The sequence below is a fragment of the Hymenobacter mucosus genome (assembly GCF_900188255.1).
GTDB lineage: Bacteria > Bacteroidota > Bacteroidia > Cytophagales > Hymenobacteraceae > Hymenobacter > Hymenobacter mucosus.
Map to the genome: position 1 here is coordinate 407227 of NZ_FZNS01000001.1, position 22627 is coordinate 429853.

Annotated in this window: 20 protein-coding genes; 9 read left to right on the forward strand and 11 right to left on the reverse strand. The window is 57.5% G+C overall.

Annotation, left to right across the window (positions count from 1 at the left end; genetic code table 11):
* The first annotated feature begins 44 nt into the window (after positions 1-44).
* On the forward strand, positions 45-1805 hold the full coding sequence (locus tag CHB83_RS01780) for a M14 family zinc carboxypeptidase (protein ID WP_179225428.1): 1761 nt from the start codon (positions 45-47) through the stop codon (positions 1803-1805).
* 8 nt (positions 1806-1813) lie between these two features.
* Here the strand turns inward: CHB83_RS01780 and CHB83_RS01785 are convergent, their stop codons facing one another.
* From CHB83_RS01785 to CHB83_RS01825, 9 genes are all read right to left on the reverse strand, one after another.
* Positions 1814-2602 carry a hypothetical protein gene (locus tag CHB83_RS01785; RefSeq protein ID WP_089331468.1) on the reverse strand — a complete coding sequence of 263 codons (789 nt, stop codon included), beginning with the start codon at positions 2600-2602 and terminating at the stop codon, positions 1814-1816.
* Positions 2603-2639: 37 nt separating this feature from the next.
* Complete coding sequence (locus tag CHB83_RS01790; protein WP_045689296.1) at positions 2640-2897, reverse strand: hypothetical protein; 258 nt, start codon at positions 2895-2897, stop codon at positions 2640-2642.
* Positions 2898-3058: 161 nt separating this feature from the next.
* The gene (locus CHB83_RS01795) at positions 3059-4306 is read right to left on the reverse strand and encodes a bifunctional 3,4-dihydroxy-2-butanone-4-phosphate synthase/GTP cyclohydrolase II (RefSeq protein ID WP_089331469.1); all 1248 of its coding nucleotides are present in this window, start codon (positions 4304-4306) and stop codon (positions 3059-3061) included.
* A 178-nt stretch (positions 4307-4484) separates the two neighbouring features.
* Positions 4485-5288, reverse strand: coding sequence for a pyrroline-5-carboxylate reductase (proC, locus tag CHB83_RS01800; protein WP_045689311.1), 804 nt, complete (start codon positions 5286-5288; stop codon positions 4485-4487).
* A gap of 216 nt (positions 5289-5504) precedes the next feature.
* A complete protein-coding gene (locus tag CHB83_RS01805) occupies positions 5505-6707 on the reverse strand; it encodes a glycosyltransferase (RefSeq protein ID WP_179225429.1) in 1203 nt (400 codons plus the stop codon).
* Complete coding sequence (locus CHB83_RS01810; protein WP_179225430.1) at positions 6704-7918, reverse strand: glycosyltransferase family 4 protein; 1215 nt, start codon at positions 7916-7918, stop codon at positions 6704-6706. The genes CHB83_RS01805 and CHB83_RS01810 overlap by 4 nt, the downstream gene beginning before the upstream one ends.
* 140 nt (positions 7919-8058) lie before the next feature.
* The gene (locus tag CHB83_RS01815; protein ID WP_089331472.1) at positions 8059-9171 is read right to left on the reverse strand and encodes a potassium channel family protein; all 1113 of its coding nucleotides are present in this window, start codon (positions 9169-9171) and stop codon (positions 8059-8061) included.
* A 135-nt stretch (positions 9172-9306) separates the two neighbouring features.
* A complete protein-coding gene (gene dnaG, locus CHB83_RS01820; RefSeq protein ID WP_045689293.1) occupies positions 9307-11364 on the reverse strand; it encodes a DNA primase in 2058 nt (685 codons plus the stop codon).
* A gap of 206 nt (positions 11365-11570) precedes the next feature.
* On the reverse strand, positions 11571-12851 hold the full coding sequence (locus tag CHB83_RS01825; protein WP_089331473.1) for a hypothetical protein: 1281 nt from the start codon (positions 12849-12851) through the stop codon (positions 11571-11573).
* Positions 12852-12981: 130 nt separating this feature from the next.
* On the opposite strand from CHB83_RS01825, the gene CHB83_RS01830 reads away from it, so the two are divergent.
* From CHB83_RS01830 to CHB83_RS01850, 5 genes are all read left to right on the forward strand, one after another.
* On the forward strand, positions 12982-14085 hold the full coding sequence (locus CHB83_RS01830) for a sensor histidine kinase (RefSeq protein WP_089331474.1): 1104 nt from the start codon (positions 12982-12984) through the stop codon (positions 14083-14085).
* Between the two features lie 9 nt (positions 14086-14094).
* Positions 14095-15261 (forward strand): sensor histidine kinase, encoded by a 1167-nt coding sequence (locus tag CHB83_RS01835; RefSeq protein WP_089331475.1) that lies wholly within the window; start codon positions 14095-14097, stop codon positions 15259-15261.
* Positions 15258-15959 (forward strand): LytR/AlgR family response regulator transcription factor, encoded by a 702-nt coding sequence (locus tag CHB83_RS01840; RefSeq protein ID WP_089331476.1) that lies wholly within the window; start codon positions 15258-15260, stop codon positions 15957-15959. Before CHB83_RS01835 ends, CHB83_RS01840 begins: the two co-directional genes overlap by 4 nt.
* Before the next feature lie 161 nt (positions 15960-16120).
* Positions 16121-17221: an Mrp/NBP35 family ATP-binding protein gene (locus CHB83_RS01845; RefSeq protein ID WP_089331477.1), complete on the forward strand. Its 1101-nt coding sequence runs from the start codon at positions 16121-16123 to the stop codon at positions 17219-17221.
* 178 nt (positions 17222-17399) lie between these two features.
* The gene (locus CHB83_RS01850; protein WP_045689291.1) at positions 17400-17735 is read left to right on the forward strand and encodes a NifU family protein; all 336 of its coding nucleotides are present in this window, start codon (positions 17400-17402) and stop codon (positions 17733-17735) included.
* 162 nt (positions 17736-17897) lie between these two features.
* Here CHB83_RS01850 and CHB83_RS23455 read toward each other — a convergent pair whose 3' ends face one another.
* A complete protein-coding gene (locus CHB83_RS23455; protein WP_143436965.1) occupies positions 17898-18305 on the reverse strand; it encodes a hypothetical protein in 408 nt (135 codons plus the stop codon).
* A 187-nt stretch (positions 18306-18492) separates the two neighbouring features.
* Between CHB83_RS23455 and fahA the strand changes: the two genes are divergently transcribed.
* Entirely contained in the window at positions 18493-19776 is a 1284-nt protein-coding gene (gene fahA, locus CHB83_RS01855; RefSeq protein WP_179225431.1) for a fumarylacetoacetase, read from the forward strand.
* Positions 19777-19898: 122 nt separating this feature from the next.
* Here the strand turns inward: fahA and cobC are convergent, their stop codons facing one another.
* A complete protein-coding gene (gene cobC, locus CHB83_RS01860; protein ID WP_045688083.1) occupies positions 19899-20477 on the reverse strand; it encodes an alpha-ribazole phosphatase family protein in 579 nt (192 codons plus the stop codon).
* A gap of 369 nt (positions 20478-20846) precedes the next feature.
* On the opposite strand from cobC, the gene CHB83_RS01865 reads away from it, so the two are divergent.
* The gene (locus tag CHB83_RS01865; protein WP_045688084.1) at positions 20847-22001 is read left to right on the forward strand and encodes a zinc-dependent alcohol dehydrogenase; all 1155 of its coding nucleotides are present in this window, start codon (positions 20847-20849) and stop codon (positions 21999-22001) included.
* A 12-nt stretch (positions 22002-22013) separates the two neighbouring features.
* Positions 22014-22544 (forward strand): hypothetical protein, encoded by a 531-nt coding sequence (locus tag CHB83_RS01870; RefSeq protein WP_089331478.1) that lies wholly within the window; start codon positions 22014-22016, stop codon positions 22542-22544.
* Positions 22545-22627: the final 83 nt, after the last annotated feature.

Genomic DNA, 22627 nt, shown 5'->3' on the forward strand with positions numbered 1-22627 from the left:
TCCTTCGCTTTGCGGGGGATGATTTTTTATTGCGGCTCCTGCGTATGCTCTCCTTCCTGCTTTCTACCCTGCTGCTTGCGGCTCCCGCCTCCTCTCCTGACTGGCGCACCCCCTTCGAGAAAGGCAACGGCAATACCACCACTACCTATGCCGAGTGCATTGCCTACTACCAGCGGCTAGACAAAGCTTACCCAGAAATACGAATGCGGGAAATAGGCGGCACGGATGCCGGCCTACCCCTGCACGAGGTGGTAATAGGGCTAGACAAAACCTTTGAGCCGGCCAAGGTGCGGAGCAAGAACCGCCGCATAATTCTGATTCAGAACGGCATCCACCCGGGCGAACCGGAAGGCATTGACGCTGCCATGGCCCTGGCGCGCGACTACGTGCAGAAACCCGAACTGCGGCAGCAGCTGCGGGATATTACGCTGGTTATTATTCCCATTTACAATGTGGATGGCTCCCTGAACCGCAACAGCACCACGCGCGCCAACCAGAACGGGCCGGAGTCGTACGGTTTCCGCGGCAACGCCCGCCACCTCGACCTGAACCGGGACTACGTGAAGCAGGACTCGCGCAATGCCCGCACGTTTGCCGAGCTGCTCACCCGCTGGCGTCCCGATGTGTTTGTGGATACGCACACCTCCGATGGGGCCGACTACCAGTACGCCATGACTCTTATTGCTACGCAGAAAGATAAGCTGCATCCGGCCCTGAGTCAGTACATGACCCAAACGCTGCTTCCCCAGCTCTACGGTGGCATGCAGCAGCGTGCCACCCCCATGACGCCCTACGTGGACTTTGAGGGCCGCACGCCCGACGCCCGGGGCCTCGTGGGTTTTCTGGAGACGCCCCGCTACTCCTCCGGCTATACGGCGCTGTTCAATACTATCGGCTTCATCACCGAAACCCACATGCTGAAAGCCTACACTCCGCGGGTAAAGGCTCAGTATGACTTCCTCGACTTACTGATTCGCGCCGTAGTGCACGACAAAGCCGCTATCGGCCAGGCCCGTGCTGAAGCCGATAGCCAGCTAGCTGCCCAAACTACGTTTCCGCTGGCCTGGAAGCTAGACACCACAGCGGCCGAAACGGTCACGTTTCTGGGGTATGAGGGCCGCCTTACGCCCAGTGAAATCAGCAATAAGCCCCGCCTCTCCTACGACCGCCAGGCTCCCTACTCGCGCCAGATTCCGTACTACAACACCTTCCGGCCTACCCTGGCGGTGCAGCGCCCCCAGGCCTACCTCATCCCCCAGGCTTGGACGGAAGTAGTAGACCGCCTGCGCCGCGCCGGTACCAGCCTGCGCCGCCTCACCCGCGACACGACCCTGACGGGCGAGGTATATTATGTTCAGGACTACAAAACCGGGCCGCGCCCGTACGAGGGGCATTACCTGCACTCCCAAGTGGAACTACGCACGGTGCAGCAACCCACTGCCTTCCATACTGGCGACTACGTAGCCTGGCTAAACCAGCCTACCGCGCGCTACCTTGTAGAAACTCTAGAACCCCAAGCCACCGACTCGTTTTTCTCCTGGGGCTTCTTTGACAGCATTTTGCAGCAGAAAGAGTACTTCTCTGACTACGTGTTTGAGGACGTAGCTGCCGATCTGCTGCGGAAAGACCCCAGCCTGCGGGCGCGTCTGGAAAAGCTGAAACAGCAAAACGCTGCCTTCGCCGCAAGTGGGGCAGCCCAGCTCGATTGGGTGTACCGCCAGTCGGAGTATTATGAAAAGTCCCATCTGCGCTACCCCATCGTGCGTTGGAGTGGGGGCAAGTTGCCCGATGCGGCAGACAAGTAAAGTGCCGCCTATTTTTGCAGCGAGTTGGCGTAGTTCACAATGTAGGCCAGCTCGCGGGGGTCAGTGTAGTTGAGCTTGTTCTGCTTGACGTACTGCTCAATCTGCCGGTTATGGTTGCGAAAATAGGATAGCAAGTCCTTCTTAGGATTGCGCAGAGGGAGCACGTTCCCGTTGGGCATACCCAGGTAGAAATTGTCTTTAACGTCGGTGTAGTAGCCCATGGTGCGGCCGGCACCGTAGGGCGACCCATACCCATAGCCGCCGTAACCAATGGGCCCGTTGTAATTTACGGGTCGCTCAATCAGGCCTTCACGCCGAAGCAAGATGATGGGCCCACCGCTGAGCTGCTCAAAGAAGCCAGGGGTACGGAAGTCACTGTAGTCGTTGTCGCGGTTCCAGCGGTAGGTCCGGAACACGCGCACCAGGGCCGTATCGGGCCGCTCGCGGCGGCGTGGCACGGGCATGCTGTTAAAGAAAGGACTCCCGTAATAGTACCCCTGCCGCATGGAGTAGAAGTCATCGTAGTAGTACTGTTCTCGGCGCCGGTCGTATCGCTCGCCTTGCACAGCAAAGCTCTGCACATTCACGGCCGGCAAAGTGCGCACGGTATTGTCGGCCATAGTCATAGTGAGCATGTCTTCGGAGCGGTGCAGGGCCAGCGGGCCACTGAGAGTGTCGCCGGTAGACAGTAACACGGATGCTTGGTTGAACTGCTGGGTGAAGCCCGTGCCCGTTCGTTGGGCGTGAGCAGCCAAGGACAGCAGGAGCAAGAAGAATGGGCCGAGAAGCTGTTTCATACCACAGGATACGAAGACCAGCGGATTTCGGTAGCAGCTACGGCAGCGGCACAAACTGCCCCTGCCGGAATACCAGCTTGAACGGCCTAAATGGTTTATTGGCGTATGCATCCGCTTTTTCCGGGCCGCCTGCATCGTTCAACGACAACACATGCCGTGCCGGATCAAACGTCATGGTCACGTTGCCGATAGTCAGCTCATTTTTGTTGCTATGGTCCTTGACGCTGAATACCTGATTATCAAAATCAGGTAGTTGCCCTTCAGTTCCAACACGTACGCCGTGTAGCCCACGCAAATACTGCTGCCTCTCTCATTGCCCAGCAGCAGATACATAGTGCGCCCCGGCGCGCTAAGCGGATATATAGCTTCAGGTAATCAGCCGCATCTATCTCTAATGAAACAAGAAGCCCCAGCTGGAAAATTTCCGGCTGGGGCTTCTGTTGTGCTACTCTCCGCCTACAACTCCGAGGTAGCAGCCTCGACATCGGGGTGCGGGGTGCGGTCTTTGTGGAGGATGGTGTGGCCCAGCTTGTCGCGCTTAGTGGTGAGGTAGCGCTCATTGTGCTCGTTGGGCTCTACTTCAATTGCTACCGACTCCACAATCTCTAAGCCGTAGCCTATTAGGCCCGTGCGCTTGCGGGGGTTGTTGGAAAGCAAGCGCATCTTCGAGATACCCAGGTCTCGGATGATTTGGGCGCCTACCCCGTAGTCGCGCTCATCCATACCAAAGCCCAGCTCCAAGTTGGCTTCTACCGTGTCGCGGCCCTGCTCTTGGAGCTTGTAGGCGCGCAGCTTGTTGAGCAGGCCAATGCCCCGGCCCTCCTGGTTCATGTACACAATCACGCCGCGTCCTTCGCGCTCAATCTGCTGCATGGCGCGGTGGAGCTGAGGGCCACAGTCGCAGCGGCAGGAGCCGAAGATGTCGCCCGTAACGCAGGAGCTATGCACGCGCACCAGCACGGGCTCGGGGCCCGAAATATCGCCTTTCACCAGAGCTAAGTGCTGGGCGTTGGTGCTGCGCTGGGTGTAAGCAATCAGGTCGAAGTCGCCGTAGTCGGTGGGCAGCTTCACGGAAATTTCGCGGGTGATGAGGCTTTCCTTTTCGAGGCGGTACTTAATCAGGTCCTGTACCGAAATCAGCTTAAGGTTCCACTTGGTGGCTACCTCCCGCAGCTCGGGTAAGCGGGCCATTTCCCCATCCTCGCGCAGAATTTCTACGAGCACCCCAGCCGGTTCAAACCCCGCCAAACGAGCAAGGTCGATGGCGGCTTCGGTATGGCCCGCCCGACGAAGCACCCCTTCTTTGCGGGCTTTGAGGGGGAAGATATGGCCTGGTTTGCCCAGCTCGTCCGGCTTGGTTTCGGGGTCGATGAGGGCCAGGATGGTTTTAGAACGGTCGGAGGCAGAAATACCGGTTGTCACGCCATTCTTTAGCAGGTCGATGCTAACGGTGAAGGGCGTAGAGTGCAGAGCCGTGTTGCGGCCTACCATCAGCTCCAGCCCCAGCTCTTCGCAGCGCTGCTCAATAAGCGGTGCGCACACCAGGCCGCGGCCGTGAGTAGCCATGAAATTGATTACCTCAGGCGTGGCGCAGCGGGCCGCGCAGATAAAGTCGCCTTCGTTTTCGCGGTCTTCGTCGTCAACGACTACTACCACCTTGCCGGCGCGAATGTCGGCAATGGCGTCTTCAATGGAATCCAGCATGAATAGCGGATGTAACGGAGTAAAAGGATTTCGCGGGGGTGTTCCGGCGGGAACGAATGCGAAGCTGTTGCTACAACCAGCAACGGTGCCGCGAAGTTACGAACACTGCCGTTGACACTAAGGGATTGGATTAATTTGCTTACCCCGCCTCGCTATTTCCGCCATCTTCTGCGCCCTCTTACTCCTTAGCTAGCTCTGTGGCGCGCTGCTGGGCTGCTTTCATGCCCGAAATAATGGTTTCGCTGAGCCCACCGGCGCGAAAAGCTCCCAGCGCCGCTTCGGTGGTACCGCCCTTGGAAGCCACGGCCCCAATTAGCTCGTCGATTGTCTTATCGGAGTTGTTGAGCAGGTGGAAGGCCCCGAGCATGGTTTGTTTCACCAGCAGCCCCGCTACCGACTCGGTGAAGCCTAGCTCCTTACCGGCCTGCATCATGGCTTGCACGATGTAGTAGAAGTAGGCGGGGCCACTGCCACTTACGGCCGTTACGGCGTCGAGCATGGTTTCATCCTCCAAGAAAATTGACCTACCCGTGGCGTTAATCAGGTTTTCTACTTGGTGCAAGCGGCTCCGCTCTACCTCCGGCGAGGCCGAGAAACCAGTGATACCCATGCCCAGCAGGGCCGGCGTATTGGGCATGGCGCGCAGCACCTGGCGGTGATTTAGCTCCCGCTGCAAGCGCGCAATGGGAATACCCGCCATAATAGACAACACAATTTGCCGGGGACGCAACACACTGCGCAGGCCTTCGGCGGCCCGCCAAAAATCTTGGGGCTTCACGGCCAGCAGCACCATGTCGTACTCGCCTACGGCCACCGTAAGCGTGCCGGTGGGCAGGCCGGGCATTAGGGTAGTGAGGCGCTGGCAATGCACGTCGTCGCGGCCCAGCAGTAGCAAGTCGGCGCGGGCTACTAAGTCGTAGTTCAGAAAGGCTTTTGCAAAGGCCTGGCCCATGTTGCCGCAGCCCAAAATGGCAATACGCAGGTTGGAGGTCATGGCGGGGAATTAGGGGAGTAGAAGTAAGCCCATGAGAAGCATCGGCTGGTTAATATGCAGCAGAATTTGCAAAGCGCAGCCATGGTAGTTTCCCAACTCTTGTCAGGAGACTGTGAAAGTCAGCGTACCTACTGCACTTCACGGGCCACTGGCCGGCTCCGCAGCACCGATGCAGCCACTGCTCCGCAGGCGGGCGGGCCGGGTCTATTTACTTTGCTGAAACCGCTGGGTAGGCTCCCACACCGTAGTGCGCACCCCGCGCAGGTAACGCCATAGTCCTAGTAGCAAGGCCGCATTCATGCTGTAGAAATGGGTGATAAAGCGCAGCAGGCGCGAGTGCGTGTCGCGGCGGCGCAGGGCAGCATCGAGCAAGAGCAGCAGCGGTACTCCGAGCTGGCCGGCCAACATCAGCTGGTAAAACCACCCTGCTCCGAGGGCCACCAGCACCACATTGGCCACTACCATCAGAATCAGCAGCAGGGGCGTCAGCCAGCGCAGCACCTTATGCGACCAATACGCAAAGCTTACCCCGCGCCAGGGCGGCCACAGGAGGCGCCGGAAAGCAAGCAGGTTCTGGAAGTTGCCGGCGGAAATGCGGGCTTTGCGCCGAAATTCTTCCGGTAGCCGGTCCGACACGTCCTCGTAGCAGACGGCTTCGAGCTCATTAATAGCTTGGTAGCCATCTTGCAGCACCGCCATGGAAATGAAAAAGTCATCGACCAAGAAAGCGGCCGGAGCCGGATGGTAGCAGGCCCGGCGCACGGCAAAGCACCCGCCAAACGCTCCAATCATGGCCCCCCACACAACACCCTCCTGGTATTTAATGAGGTTCTCGCGCTCTAGGTAGGCTTTTTCCTGACTGGATATGCCCTCCTGGCGGTGCTCCGGGTTTAGAATGTTACCGCCCACCTGCCCAATGGCAGGGTTACGAAAGTGCTTGACAAGCTGAAACAATGTATCCGAGGCGAAAAACACGTTGGCATCGGTGAGAACAAGTACGGGCGCAGTTGCCTCGCGGGCCAACGCCTCCATAATGCCGGGTTTGCCCGTGCGCTCCCCAAACGGCCGAAACCGCAAGCCCGGATAGTCAGCCGCCAGGCGCTCTACCAGCGTGTTAGTTTGGTCCTGGGAGTTATCAGAGCCAATGTAGAAGGTGAGCTTCTCCAGGGGGTACGTAGTGTTGAACGTAGAGCGGATCTTCTCTTCAATGACTTGCTCCTCATTGTACACAGCCAGTAGCACATCAACGGGGGGCAGGTCGGGGCCGTGCGGGGCGTACACGTGCTGGTTTTGGCGGCGCGCACGGGCCAGACGGGATAGTAGCGCCGGAAACAGCACGTAGGTATGAGCCACCAGCCCCAAGCTACCCCACAACACACCCGTTGCTACTGCCTCCACTACCATCATGCGCGCCCGAGCGTGAGAGTGTTGTACAGTTCCAAAAAGCTCTCTACAATGCGGCGGTTGTCGTAGAGGCGCGCAATAGTGCGGGCCGCTTCCTGCCCCACGGCTTCCTGGTTCAGTTCGCCACGATAGTAGCGCCCAATGCGGTCTACCCATTCCAGGGGCTCATCGCAAAGGATAATATCAAAGTTGTCGCGCACATGAATGCCCTCCGACCCCAACCCGGTACTGATGATGCAGGTACCCATGGCCATGCCTTCAATGATTTTGATGCGCATGCCTCCGCCGCTTAGCAGGGGTACTACCATCACCTCATACTGCTGCATAAACACCGCCGCCGACTCCACAAAGCCGTGGATGCACACGTTGCGCAGCTTGAGGTTACGGAAGCGGGCGGGCATTTCCTTGCCCGCAATGTGCAACTCCAAGTCGGGATACTTTTCGGTTACCTGGGGCCACACTTCAGCCAGAAACCAGTCTAGCCCCTCCTGGTTCGGGAGCCAGTCTAGGGAGCCAATCATGTAGAGCGTACGCGGCTTGGGCCGAATGGCCGAATCAGGTTGAAAGCGGCTTAGGTCAACGCCAGCCGGCACAAATACCACAGGCTCTTTGCAGCCCAGTGCCCGCAAGCGGCGCTGGTCGGGCTCGGTAATAGCGGCTACGGCATCAAATTGCGGTAGGGTTTGCTCCTCAAAGCGCTGCAAGCGGCGGGCCAGGTGCCGCAGATAGAAGCGCTTTAGCACGTTGGTTTCGCGCTCCGCCAGCATCTGCCAGATAGTGTACTCCACATTATGAGCCCGCAGCACAACGGGCAACTGCGGGGCCAAGCGCTTGAGCGCGCTTACGTACCAAGAAGCCAGGCTACCTTCAATCTGCGCAGCATCGAACTGGTTTTCGCGTAGCAGCGTGGCTAGTTGCGCTTCCACGGCGGGGCTCACAAAACGCTCAATATTATACGGCAGCTTGCTAGCGAGCAGGTTGCGCAGGGCTTTTACCGGCGAAAGGCGGGTATCTACATCTACCGTAATTAGGCGTACGTTCGGGCCCAGGTGGTCGAGCACGGTAGCGGGCTGGTAGTGCTTGGGCGTGTTTAGGGCCAGCACTGTTACCTGGTGCCCCGCCCGCGCCAGCCCGGCCGTCACGTCGTACACGGCAATGGCTCCCCCATCGGTTGGCGGATACGGAACACGCGGACAAAGCTGGAGGAGGTGCACGGTAGGAAGCGAGAAAAATCGGAGCGGAAAGTGAGCAAAGCTACGCATCCGGCCCGGAAACCGGCTAGCCCATAGTATTCAAAGTAGTAGGAAGAGTACTTTCCAACGAAGCCTAGCAGTTCGCCAGCTAACGCCAGTGGTTACGTGCGCGGGGTGCTCCCAAGGCGGCTAGGCCCCGTTTCCACCATCCGAAATTGGTCGAGCAGGGTAACAATCTGGGCGTCGGTACCGAGGAACAGGAGTACGTCGCCGGGGCTGGGAACCAGATCGGCCGCGGGGCTCACGGTGAACTCACCGCTCTGGTGCTTCAGGCCAATAACGGTGGCGCCGGTGCGGCTGCGGATGTTCAGCTCCCGGATGCTACGCCCCTGCCATTCGGCCCGCAGCTCCGTGGTGCTCAACTCCTCCAGGCGCAGCTTATTCGGACCCAAACCCGAAATCATATCCAGAAAACGGATTACCTCTGGGCGCATAATGAGATTAGCCATGTGCGAGCCGCCTATTTCATCGGGCATCACTACAGAATCGGCACCGGCGCGGAGCAGCTTGGTTTCTGAGGTTTTGAGGCTAGCCCGCGCAATAATAGTGATGGAAGGGCTCAGCTCACGGGCCGTAAGGGCCACGAACACGTTGTCGGCATCCTTCGGAAGGGCCGTGATGATGGCCCGGGCCCGGCTTACACCCGCGGCCCGTAAGGTGTCGTCAAGGGTAGCATCTCCGAACACGGCCGGAATTGTGGCCCCGGTGTCTTCGCCATCGGCGCGTACTAAGGCTTCGTTCTGCTCCACTACCACCACGTCGGCGCCGCTGGCGCGCAGCTCGTGGTAGGCTTTGCGCCCGTTGCGCCCAAAGCCGCACACAATCACGTGGTTCTCGAAGCGGCGAATTTCCTGGTCGTTTCTGAGCATGGCGAACATATTGCGCAGGCCCCCGTCGAAGATGTAGGTGGTGAGCACCGACAGCAGGTAAGCCAGCATCAAGAGGTTGAAGAAGATATACAACGACACAAACAACCGCCCCGCCGGCGACATGGGGTGCAGTTCCCCAAAGCCGACCGTAGAAACGGTTATCATGGTCATGTAGAAGGCATCTACTAACGTGAATTTTTCAATCCACATGAAGCCAACAATGCCCACGGCAAAGCTCACCGTAGTCAGGGCTAAGGCGCCCACGAAGCGGCTCAGGTTGAAGCGGAGCCAGATGTCGCGCAGGTAGCGCAGGGCGGCTGGTTGGGGCCGGCGAGGGGAGGTCATAGGGTAATCGGGCCTGAGGTGGGCCAAGTCGCAACAAGGTACAGCAAAGGGCGCACGCCTAAAATAGAAGACTGCCACTTCCTGAGGCAGGCCACCCCTACTCTCCTACCCGCACCCTCTTACCCGAAAATCAGATTACATACTAGCCCGCGGAATAACGGTCCCAAGCATGCTGGCCAATTGGTTGTCCATTTGTTTGAGCAACCGAATGGTTTGCAGGTGCTCCATCATCGTTGCATCGTCGAGGGGGTGGCGCAGGGCATCCAGGCGCGTAGCTAACTCCCGCTCCACGTTGATTTTGTTGAGGCGCAGGATAGCGTTGTCGCAGGCGGTTTGCAGCAGGTCAAGCTCCCGGGGCACGTAAATCTGGTGGGTGGTCCAGTTGGGGCTCAACTCGTACTTTTCCGTCGCCAGCTCCGCCACTAGGGCCCGAATATCGGAGCGGCCGTGCTGAATGAGGGTGCGCACTTCCGGCCAGCGCCCCTGCTCCAATTCTTCCTGGCACAGGTGCAGCAAATCAGCATAGAGGCCGGTTTTGAAGGGCGTATCGTCCAGTTGTTGCAGGAGGTACTGCGCTACGCTTACATCGGGAGCCAGGGGTTGGGGCGAGTAGAGCAGTAGCAGCCGCACTACTTCCCGCTCGCACTGTTCCAGCACATCGGGTACCGGCTCCAAGTCTTCCTTCGGGGCCGTGAGGACGTCGCCCCCGGCCAAATCCTCCGGCATGGCCCCGTACATGAGGGCCTCAGCTTCTTCCTCCGGGCTCATGGGCCGCGGGGCCGGGCGTGCGTTGCCGCTGGCGGACGTGCCAGTAGCGGCACTACTACCGCCACCGCTGGCGTTGCTACCGGAAGCTTTGCCCGTAGACGTCCGAACAATCTTGTTGTACTCCGAAATCAGGACCTGCTCATCAATGCCGAACGCCTGGGAGGTTTGCTGCAAAAACACCTGCCGCTTAATTGGGTCGGGCACCTTGCCAATGCTTTGCAGCACGTCGCGGATGGCCTCCGCCTTCTTCACTGGATCTTGGGCTGCTTCGCGGCTTACCAGGTCAGTTTTAAACTGAATGAAATCCTGGCTGGCATTGTCGAGGTGTTCCTTGAAGCGTTGGTCGCCTACTTTGCGGATGTAGCTGTCTGGGTCGTCGCCGTCGGGAAACAGGACGACGCGCACGTTCAGCCCCCCTTCCAGCAGCATATCAATCCCGCGGAGAGAGGCCCGAATGCCCGCCGCATCACCATCGTAGAGCACCGTTACGTTGTCGGTGTAGCGCTTGATGAGGCGGATTTGCCCGTCCGTCAGTGATGTACCGGACGAAGCCACTACGTTCTTGATGCCGCCCTGGTGCAGACTGAGCACGTCCAGGTAGCCTTCTACTAGGTAGCACAGCTCCTCGGCCCGAATAGCCTGCCGCCCCTGGTAAAGACCATACAGCACATCGGACTTATGGTAAATCTCCGACTCAGGCGAGTTGAGGTATTTCGCCGTTTTGTCGTTGGGCTTGAGCGTACGCGCCCCGAAGCCAATAACGCGGCCTGATACGTTGTGGATGGGAAACATCACGCGGCCCCGGAAACGGTCGTACCGACGGCCGGTGTCGTGGCCTTGGTCATCCTCGCGGGCAACAACAAGGCCGGTTTTTTCCAGGTATTTCCGTTCGTACCCCTGCTTTTCCCCCGCCTTTAGCAAGTCGTCCCACTGGTCGAGGGAGTAGCCCAGCTCGAAGGTTTTGATTGTTGCCTGGTTCAGCCCCCGCTGACGCAGGTAGCTCAGGCCAATGCTTTGCCCTTCGTCGGTGTTGAGCAGCAGGCGGTGGTAGTGGTCCTTGGCCCAGTTGGAAACGATAAACTGGGAGTCCTTTTCGTTTTGGGCTAACTGCTGCTCAGGTGTCTTTTCTTCCTCCTGAACATCAATGCCGTATTTTTTGGCCAGGTACTTCAGGGCTTCCACGTAGCTGGTACCCTCAATATCCATAATGAACTGGACTACCCCGCCGGCCTTGCCGCAGCCAAAGCACTTATAAAGGCCTTTAGAAGGCGCTACCGAGAAGCTCGGCGACTTTTCGTGATGAAAAGGGCAGCAGGCCCACATGTTTTGTCCCTTGCGCTTCAGCTGCACAAAGTCACCAACTACCTCCACAATATCGGCGTGGTGGATAATCTGATCAACGGTTTCCTTCGGGATGCGGGCCATACAGCCACAAAGGTAGGGAGAAGTGCGCCTGTCTTCCCGGTGTCACTTCTAAAGTCAGCACGGGTTTGCTATGGCAATTTGCGGTAGGCTAGTATTAGCGTCGTTTGGTAAGCTCAGGATGACGGGCTCATGTAGGCAGTTAAAATACCCCGTGCGCCAATGGCTAGGCAAGCTTCACAGCCCATTTAGGACTTACCCGAGCAGGCTTAGTAGTTATGGCTGGCGGTGGTTTCGGGAATGATGACCACATAGTCGTAGCCCAGAATGGCGGCTTGCAACTCCTGGTCTGCAACGGGCAGCCCTTTGTAGAGCAGGGCGCGGCGCATTGGCCGCAGATCAAACACTTGCCAGGCGGCACCAGCGGGAGTAGCGGCCATAAACGGCTTGAGCATGGCGTCGTCGGCAGCAGAATAGGCGGTGGCGTTCTTGCTGAAGTCTACCGGGTTCTGACCTGTCACCTTCTGGCCCTGCTTACCCATCACCAAGATGTGCAGCGTTTTCTGGTCGTGGGCGTCGGCCAGGTTTACGGCCAGGTTGCCCACGTCGTAGATGTCGCCCCAGATGCTGCGGCCCCGGCCCAGGTGGTTGGCCCCGAACTTGAAGAGCATGGGCGGCAAGGCTTGCCCAGCCTGCTGGTAGGGCTGCAACTCGGCCAGCAGGTTGCGTTTCATCAGGTTGATGCGCAGTTGGTGGCCGCCGGACTTGCCGGAAGCATTAATGCGGAAGATGTTTACGCTAGCTTCCAAGTCTTGTAGCAGTTGGCGTACCCCTGCTGGCTCCGTACTGGTCATTTTTCGCAAACTGTCGAGCAGGGTAGGGCGCATACCGTTGATGGTGATGCTGCCGTAGTTGCCGGCCACCAGGGCCGCCCGGTCGTGGGCTTGGATGGCGGCGGCTTGCTTGCGCAGAAACGTGCGCGTCGTGGGGCGTTTCACTTGGTCAGCCATCAGCATTAGAGAGCGGCCCGTGGCGGCAAAGCCTAACTGCTCTACGCCCACCAGCTTCGTATTCTGGGCCCGTAAGGCCCGCGCCAACTCGAACTCCTCGGCCCAGCTATAAAATGACAAGCTCATGGGGAACTGCTGCAAATAGGCCGTTGGCAAATCCGGCTGGGCCGCCAAGCGGGTTAGGTCCTGAGCTTGGTACTTATCTATTTCAGCTACGTACACTTTGGGCTTCAACACCTGCGCCACCGCCTGCGCGAAAGGCGGAATTTGGGCCATGCCGTGGTCTTCGCCCAGCAGCACCAGGGTGCTTTTCCGGATGTCCTGTTGCAACTTGTCCCAACCGGGGCCACTGCACTGGGCGCCGGTTTGGGTAAGAGTGAACTGATTTTGGCGCAGCAGCCGCGCGAAGGCCGTATCGGTAGGCGTTTGGGCCTGGACCTGGCTAGCAAGCACGCTGGCTACTGTTGCCAATGCTACCTGCCACAGCCGGCTGAAGGTAGAACGGGGAGCAATAGTGGCGGCGCGAAAAGGCGGTTTCATCGGGCAGTTCTTTTTGGGAGTGGAGAAGATCTGGCACGAAGAAATTGCAGAGCTTTAGGGACTGGAAGTTTATTCGACCAAAGCGCGGCCCCACACCACCAAAGCCGGAACTGGTCTGCCGTTTCTTCGTATGCCCGAACCTGCGTCATCGGCCACTTTTGGCTGGAAAAGCCTGAGCCCGCGCACCACCACGGTGCTGCTACAGCTACTACTATGGGTAGTACTGGGAGTCTTTTACATCGCCTGGAATAAGCGCCCCAACTTCTCCTTCGAGGGGCCCATGTGGCCGCTGGTGGCCCTGCAAATGGGCTTTTCGGTGTTACTCTTCAACGGGTTGGTCTACCTGATCATTCCGCGGTGGCTGCTGCAAGGGCGCACGTGGCGGGCCCTGGCCGCGGGCGTGGCCGTGCTGTATGCCTTTGAGGTTTGGATGTATGTAGGTTCCCGTCTGGCCCAAACCTACCTGCCGCTTTCTGCCGTGATGCACCGCACCTTGCAGCAGTTTTACGTGGCAGATTTTTGGTCGGGCTTACTTAGCCCCGCCGAGCAGATCAGCACCTTTTTCGGGATGCTGGCCATTGTGCTGTTCCCAGTGCTCATTAGTTTCCTGACTTACGCACTGGTCATTGACCGCCGCCGCCTGGCCCTGGAGCGCGACCATCTACACCTAGAACTGGGCTACCTGAAGTCGCAGATCAATCCGCAGTTTTTGTTTAATACCCTCGGCAGCCTCCAAACCATGACCCGCACCCGCGACGACCGCGCCGGCGACGTGGTACTACACCTGGCTGACCTCATGCGCTACACCCTCTACGAGACTGATACAGAGCGTGTGCTTTTGAGCCGGGAACTGGAGTTTCTGGAAGACTACTTGGCCCTGGAACGCCTGCGCCGCCCCCAAACCGTCATCATTGCCCACACCGTGGTGGGCACCGTGGCCGAGCAGTACGTGGCGCCTTTACTACTACATCCGTTTTTGGAGCGCCTCTTTGCCGGCCTCGATGCCGCCCCGCATGCCGTGGCCGATGTTCGTAGCCAGGTACTAGTAGGGGCCGATGCAGTTACCCTCGTGTTGGAACGCACTGCGCAGGAGCCCATACCCCTCACCTACCGCTCCGACGCAGCCATTGGGGCCGCGCTGCGCCGCCTCGCCCTGCAATACCCCGATCTACATACCGCGGACCTGACGGAGACCGAACATCGAGTTCTGGTCAAGCTTCAGATCCGCCTCTAATCTTGGCTTATGGCAGTGTTAGGCTCTCGTATTCAAGGCTACTTTTCCACGCTACCGGGGCGGGTAATTAAGCATCTGTTCTGGTGGGCGCTTTTTATCGGCTTTGCGTATTCCGTATTCAGCAACTGGCAGGAGAAGCCTGTTGTCACTTGGGGCTTTGTGCTCAAAGACACAATAGCCACCATCAGCAGCTACTATTTCTTTTCCTTAGTGCTGCTCCCGCGCTTTCTGCTGCGCCGCCGCTGGCTGCTCACGGCCGTAGGCATTGTGGCTATTTATTACTTCTGGGCAACGCTCTGCTACCTGTGCTTCTCGGTGTTCGACCACTACGGACTGGTTTCGGAGAATGCCCACAGCTACATGCACCGCTTTCTGGATGGCAACCTGTGGGAGGGCATCTTCTCGTGGCGTAGCGTGAGCATGGGCCTGAACGATTTTTCCGTCACGGTTATTCCGCCCATTTTGCTCCGCTTCATCCGGTTTCTGCTGAGTAGCGGCAACCAAAGCCTACGCTTGCAGCGCGAAAACCTGAACCTGGAAGTCAACTTTCTCAAAGCCCAGGTAAACCCGCACTTTCTCTTCAATACGCTCAACAACATCTACACCATGGTGGTGAAGCAGGATGAGCGCGCCCCCGACATGGTGGAGCACCTCTCCCACCTGATGCACTACACGGTGTATGAGTCGGATGCCGCGCTGGTGCCCCTGACCAAGGAAATTGGCTTTCTAGAAGCGTATTTAGAGCTGGAACGCCTGCGCTACGGGCAGAAAGTTACCATCACCTACCACAAGGCCGGGCCCTTGCAGAAGTACCGCATTACGCCGCTGCTATTTTTCCCCTTCGTAGAGAATGCCTTCAAGCACGGGGTAGATAGTACCCTAGATGCCTCCTGGGTAAGTATTGCCCTGACGGTAGCCGAGGGCCAGCTACAGTTTGAAGTCAGCAACAGCTATAGCCCCACGGCACCCCGGCGCGAGTTTGGCGGCGTAGGCATTGCCAATGTGCAAAAGCGGCTAGCGCTCCACTACGCTCCCCACGAGTACCGCCTCACCATCATCCACGACCCAGAAACCTATATCCATCGCGTGGCCCTTACTATTCGGTTGGCTCCGCTGGCCCTCACTCCTACCACCCGCCCCGCGCCTTCTTTCGCCACCCTTGCTTCTACCCCATGATTAACTGTGTAATAATTGACGACGAGCCCTTCGCCCGCGAACTACTGGAGGGGTACATAACCCGCATTCCGTCCTTGCACTTGCTGGCCAGCTGCGAACATGTATTTGATGCCCTGGAGGTGCTCCAGCAACAGCAAGTTGACCTCATCTTCTCGGATATCAACATGCCCCAAGTCAACGGCATAGAGTTTATCCGCTCCCTGCATAACCCGCCCTACGTGATATTCGTGACGGCCTACCCCAATTATGCCCTGGAAGGCTTTGAGCTGGATGCCTTGGATTATATCGTGAAACCCGTGTCGTTTCCGCGTTTTTTGAAGGCCGTCAACAAGGCCCTCACCATTATCAATGGCCGCCCCGCGGTTCAGGCACCGCCCGCGCCCGAGTACCTGTTTGTGAAGGAAGGCAACTCCTTACAGCGGGTGCTCTTCGATGAAATCTACTACATCGAAGGCATGAAAGACTACATCAAAATCATCCTTAAGGACCGCATCATCGTCACGTATCTGCGCATGAACCGCATTGAGGACCAGCTCCCCGCCGACCGTTTTACGCGCATCCAGAAGTCCTACATTGTGAAGATGGACGCCATTAAAGCCATCAGCGGCAACGAAGCCGAACTCTACGACCTGCGCGAAAAGCTGCCCATCGGCAAGCAACACAAGGAAGCACTGCTCGCCCGCTTCGGGCTGAACTAAGCTCCCCACAACCGCAAGTTCTGCAGGCCCCACCATCGGTAGCCCACCCGATGCAGCCAGGTTCGGCCCGGCAGACGAAGAGGATATCCACCCTGTACAACTTCCGCCCCGTTTCCGGGTTATCTTTGTGCTTTGCATCCTGCATTTCCTGACTGACTATAATGGCGACCATAACTAAAGAAGACGTCCTCAAGGCCCTGAGCTACGTGGAGGAGCCCGACTTGGGCAAAGACCTCGTAACCCTCAACATGATTGAGGACGTGGCCATTGACGGCCAAAAGGTTTCGTTCACGGTAGTACTCACTACCCCGGCTTGCCCCCTAAAGCAACTCATCCACGATGCATGCGTGCGGGCCATCCACACCATGGTTGATAAGGACGCGGAGGTGAGCATCAACATGACCTCGCGCGTGACTACTATGCGCCAAAACCGCGACCTGCTGCCCGGCGTGAAAAACATCATTGCCATTGCCTCGGGCAAAGGCGGCGTGGGCAAGAGCACCGTCACGGCCAACCTAGCTATTGCCCTGGCCCGCTCCGGCGCCAAGGTAGGCCTAGTAGATGCCGACATCAGCGGCCCCAGCATGCCCCTCATGTTTGGGGTGGAAGATGCTCGTCCGCACGTGTACCAGGGCCCCGATGGGCGGAACCTCATCCAGCCCATTGAAGCTCACGGCGTCAAGATTATGAGCATTGGCTTCCTGGCACCGGCCGAATCAGCCATTGTGTGGCGGGGCCCCATGGCATCATCAGCTTTGAAGCAGTTCATCACGGAGGTAGACTGGGGAGAGCTAGACTACCTGCTCCTTGATATGCCTCCCGGAACCTCCGACATTCACCTGACTATGGTGCAGACGGTGCCCGTAACCGGCTCCCTCATCGTGACGACGCCTCAGAAAGTAGCGCTGGCCGATGCCGAAAAGGGCTTGCAGATGTTCCGCCTGCCCCAAATTAACGTGCCCGTGCTGGGTGTGGTAGAAAACATGGCGTGGTTTACACCGGCCGAGTTGCCTGAGAACAAGTACTTCATCTTCGGGGAAGGCGGCGGCCAGCAGCTAGCCGAAAAGCACGGGGTGCCCCTGCTGGGCCACATTCCGCTGGTGCAGAGCATCCGCGAAAACGGCGACAAGGGCACGCCCGCTATCTTGCAGGGAGGCACGCCCGCAGCGGCTGTATTTGAGCAACTAGCGGAGGAGCTGGCACGCCAGGTAAGCATCCGCAACGCGGTAGCACCCCGCACCCAAGTGGTGGAAATGCAATAATGCCGGGAGGTGAGCTAGGGCTACGGCCACCGGGCACCAAGCTCCTCCGTACCTAGTCAGCAACTTTACCGGCACATTTCGTGTTGCCTGCATACGCCTCAAAAGCGTTACCTTTGAAGAAGTACTCCGCTGCTGCTTGCTGCAGTTCCCATTGGCAAGGCAGCTCAATCTCAGATTCATGACGCATTCCGCCGCCGTAGAACACCATCCGCTCCTGCCCCGCATTGAGCAGGCCCTGGACACCATCCGGCCTTATCTAGCCGCCGACGGTGGCAACGTGCGCGTGCTCGACATCACCACCGACATGGTGTTGCAACTGGAGCTATTGGGCGCTTGTGGCACCTGCCCCATGTCGCCAATGACCCTAAAAGCGGGGGTAGAAGAATCGGTGAAAAAAGCCGTGCCTGAAATTCGCGCCGTGGAGGCCATCAACTCTACTCCCATGGATGAGCAGCCCGCTGGCCAGACTGGCCGCCCCGTGCAGCCCAACCCCGTACCGACCCCGCAGTTTTAGTAGGTAGAGGGTATAAACACCATGCCCCGCTCTCGTTGGTAAACCGACGAGAGCGGGGCATGGTGTTTAATGGGCTGTGAGGCGCGTCAAATACCTCATTAATGAATGAGTAGTTAACTACTTGCCCTCTATTTATTTTATCAAACCATTAGTAAGATTCTTTTACAAAGCGCCGCGCTTGTCATGAATAACCATAAAAATGAAAACACTATCAACTAGTCTAATTAAGCTATCTACTTGAATAATATATTCATCATTAGTACCTCCAGATAATGGGTGCTTAGATGTTAGTAGAAGCCTATTTGATTTGATGACGCTAGAAAAATCACTTCTATCTAGGTAGAAAACACTATCCTGAAGCGAGTACTTCCCTTGGTATGCGGTTGAAGCACCAATACTACTTCCGCTAAACCATTCAAACGTACCATCCTGCTTGAATGCTAAATAACAACTAGAAGTACCAGAATCATAAATACCACGAATTATTTCTGGACTAGTACTTATTTCTTCTTTGCTGCTGCAGCTTGAAAGAATAAATACAGTAAAAGCAATAATCGAATTTCTTAACATATCAATTTATACTTATCTGGTGCTTCCAATATAGCTAAAACATTGCTAGTTGTACTCCGTGTGAAAGGGCCTAGCTCAAGCTACTAGCTTACTCAGATTCTACCTGATCTGTAGCGGAATCATCGTCGAGCCGTAACATGTAGCAGACTGGCCTACCTTTGCCTCTTCTTCCACCACCCTACTCCTTATGGCTAACCCGAACGACCCGAGCCTGCATTCTTGGATTGACATTGCCCCTACCAGCGACTTCCCGATTCAGAATCTCCCCTTCGGGGTCTTCGAGACGGAACTGCGCGGGCCTCGCTTGGGAGTAGCCATTGGCGACTACGTGCTGGATTTGTACGCCGTAGCTCAGTTCGGCTTTTTCGAGGATTTGGAGCTGGGGCCGAAGATGCCCAAAATTTTTCGGCGCCGCTCCCTCAACCAATTTATTGCCTTGGGGCGCCCAGCCTGGCGTGCCGTGCGCCAGCGCGTATCGGAACTGCTGCGCCACGATAACGGCGCTTTGCGCTCCGATGAGGTAATGCGCGAGTGCCTCCTCCGCCAAAGCGAGGTGCGAATGCTACGCCCCGTGAAGCCGCACAACTACACCGATTTCTACAGCAGCATTGAGCATGCTACCAATGTGGGCATGATGTTCCGGGACCCTGCCAACGCGCTGCTACCCAACTGGCGGCATATTCCCATCGGGTACCACGGCCGCGCAAGCAGCATCGTGGTCAGTGGCACCCCTGTTCAGCGGCCCAATGGGCAGCGCAAAGCACCCGATGCTGCTGCACCCACCTTCGGTCCTTCTCAACAGCTCGACTTTGAGCTGGAAATGGCTTTTGTGGTAGGACGCGGTACCCAGCTAGGCGACACAGTGCCAGTGCAAAATGCCGAGGACTACATCTTCGGACTAGTCTTATTCAATGACTGGAGTGCCCGCGACATTCAGAGCTGGGAGTATGTGCCGCTGGGTCCGTTTTTGGGCAAGAGCTTTGGCAGCAGCGTATCGCCGTGGGTGGTAACGCTAGATGCCTTGGAGCCCTTCCGGGTGGCAGGACCAGTACAGGAGCCGGAGCCCCTACTCTACCTCCGCCAGCTCGATAAGCACAACTTTGATATTACCTTGGAGGTAGCCATTCAGCCCGAAGCGGGCGCGGAAACTACCGTGTCGCGCTCCAACTTTGGGTTGATGTACTGGAGCATGGCTCAGCAATTGGCTCACCAAGCTTCCAACGGCTGCAACTTGGAGGTAGGCGACCTGTACGCCTCTGGTACCATCTCTGGCCCCACTCCCGATTCATTAGGCTCTATGCTGGAGCTGGCTTGGCGCGGCACCCGCCCACTCCCGCTGGAGGACGGCACCGAACGCACTTTCCTACTGGATGGCGATACTGTAACCATGCGCGGCTTCTGCGAGAAGGACGGAATACGCATCGGGTTTGGGGAAGTAACCGGTAAAGTACTACCCGCAACTCAGCTCTAGCAGCTACGACCAATAAACGGCTTAGGCCGAGCAGGGCAATTCAATTAGTAGGGCGTAGCAGCCTCTCTAGCTAAATTGCCCTGCTCGGCCTTACTTTTTCTCAACAAGTAGCAGGCGCCTGTTTATCCGTTGATATAGGCTACTTGCAGTTGGCCTTGCTGATACCGGACCTTGGTGATGGAGCCATAGTCAACGTCGAAGCGGAAGGCTTGGGACAGAGGCAGGCCGAGGCAGTAGCAAATAAGGCTGCGAATAACAGCGGAATGGCTCACGATTAATAAGGGCACCTGGGGCGCAGCCGAGGCCAGCACGTCCGTCAGAAACTCGGTGGCGCGGTCTTGGAGGCCCTGGAAGGTTTCGCCATCGGGGGCGGGTAGGTTCACAAAGTCAGCCTTCCATTGCTCCCGCTCGGGGGCGGGCACTGCGGCCCAAGGCAGCAACTCCCAGCGGCCAAAGTTGTACTCCATCAACCGGCTGTCTAGGCGTACAGACTGCGGCGCCAAAGCTTCGGCGAGTTGCTGACACCGGCGCAATGGGCTGGCGTGCACGGCCACCGGGCCTGCATCTAGCACCGACGCCAACCGAGCCCGCACCGAGGCGGCGTCCTCCGGGTAAGTAGCCGCCACCGCCACATCCGAACGGCCATAGCAGATACCGGGCGCGGTGGCTACGGGGGTATGCCGAATCAGATAAATATCCATGCGAGTAACGGGAAAAGAAGCCAAGCACTTTGGCGTAGCCGAGTGCTTGGCGGCGGGCAGTTGCCCAACAAAGGTAGGGCTGATTCCGGGGCATTTGCGTAATCAGGCTTCTACCCTTGTACCCTTGTTTCGGCGGGTTCCACGTGTTTGCAAGAATGGTCCTTCCTTTTGCGCATGCTTACTACGTATTTACTACTAGCAACCCAGTGCAAATACGTATTTCCGGTGCAAAAATCTGGTTTTAGCAACCTTGACTAAGAAGGGCCGGTACTATTTTATGCTGATGTATTGCATTTCCATGAAGCGCATCCTGCCCTGGCAGGAATACATCCTACTCACACATCCACCCGAACTTTAATACTAGGTACTATGCTAGCAATGGATTACCGAGGCCCCAAGCGGGTCCGAGCCGTTCAAAAACCAATGCCCGAAATCAAGCATCCACAAGATGCCATTGTTCGGGTGTTGCGCACCTGCATCTGCGGTTCCGACCTGCACCTGTACAATGGCAATGTGCCCGATACCCGCGTGGGCTCCACTTTCGGCCATGAGTTTGTGGGTGAAGTTGTTGAAGTTGGCTCGGAGGTAACAAAGGTAAAAACTGGCGACCGAGTGCTAGTACCGTTTAATATTGCCTGCGGCGAGTGTCACTTCTGCCGTCAGGGCATGTTTGGCAACTGCCACGAGTCGAACACGGAGGCCACGGCCGTAGGAGCTATTTTCGGCTACTCACACACCGCTGGCGGGTTCGATGGTGGGCAGGCCGAATATGCTCGCGTGCCGTATGCCAACGTGGGCCCTACCATTATTCCAGCCGACATGGACTTGGATGATGCAGTGCTGCTGACCGACGTGGTACCCACTGGGTATCAAGCCGCCGAAATGGCTGGTATTCAGAAGGGTGACACCGTAGTAGTATTTGGGGCCGGCCCCATTGGGATTATGGCCGCTCGTTGTGCCTGGCTGTTTGGCGCTGGCCGTGTTATCATCATCGACCAGGAAGATTACCGCTTGGAGTTTGCGCGCAACTACTCGTACTGCGAGGCATACAACTTCAAGGAGATGAACGACCCGGTGGTGTTCATCAAGAAGATAACGGACTGGATTGGTGCTGACTGCGTAATTGACGCCGTTGGAGCGGAAGCCGCTGGTAATACCATGCAGACCATTACGGGGCGCAAACTACTGCTACAGGCAGGTTCGGCTACGGCACTGCACTGGGCTATTAACTCCGTAAAGAAAGGTGGCGTTGTGTCGATTGTAGGCGTATACGGTCCTACCGACAACCTTGTACCCATTGGCAACGTGCTGAACAAGGGCCTTACCATCCGGGCCAACCAGTCTTCGGTGAAGCGCTTGCTTCCGCGCCTGATTGACCACGTGCAGAACGGCGTACTCAACCCCAAAGGCTTGATTACCCACCGCCTGCCCCTGGAGGAAGTAGCCGATGGCTACCGTATGTTCTCCGCCAAGCTGGACAACTGCATTAAAACCGTGTTGCTTCCTCCCACCGCTAACCAGTAACACCGCCCAACCATGGAAAACACAACAATCGACCCTACGCAGATTAAAGGTTGGGGTATAGACGCTGACCCCAAGAACGACCCGACCTACCCCATGCGGGACCGGATGAACGTAGGGGAAGACCCCGATAACAAGCACCGCCCCGATTCCTTGCAGCCCGTTGATACGGAAGTACTGCGCTCCATTGAGCGGCCCAACGTATCCGCCGTGTTCGGCACGCCAGCTCCCCCCCGCGGAGTAAGCGGTCTGATTCGCCGGGCGGCGTTTAAGTACAGCGAGAACCGCTACCGCCACTGGCTGCCCCTAGTACTAGCCGACCGCGTAAGTGTGGTAGAAGGCATAGTAGATGACTTAGCCCACGGCAAAGTGCCCAATATCTGGGCCGAAAAAGGGTATGACGTAGAGTGGAAGTATAACCGCACAGCCTTCATCACTAAGATGGCCGTAATTGGGTTGGCAACTGCGGGCGTTGTAGCCCTGCTCAGCTCGGGTGGTAAGAAAAAGAAGAAGCACGTAAAGAAAGATTACTTGAGCCGGTTCTAGTTCGAGTTTTCTTAACTGCGCGTAAGCAGAGAAGAAGGTAAGCATCGCCTCATCTTCCCTCCAAAAAGCACAACGGCCCCCAG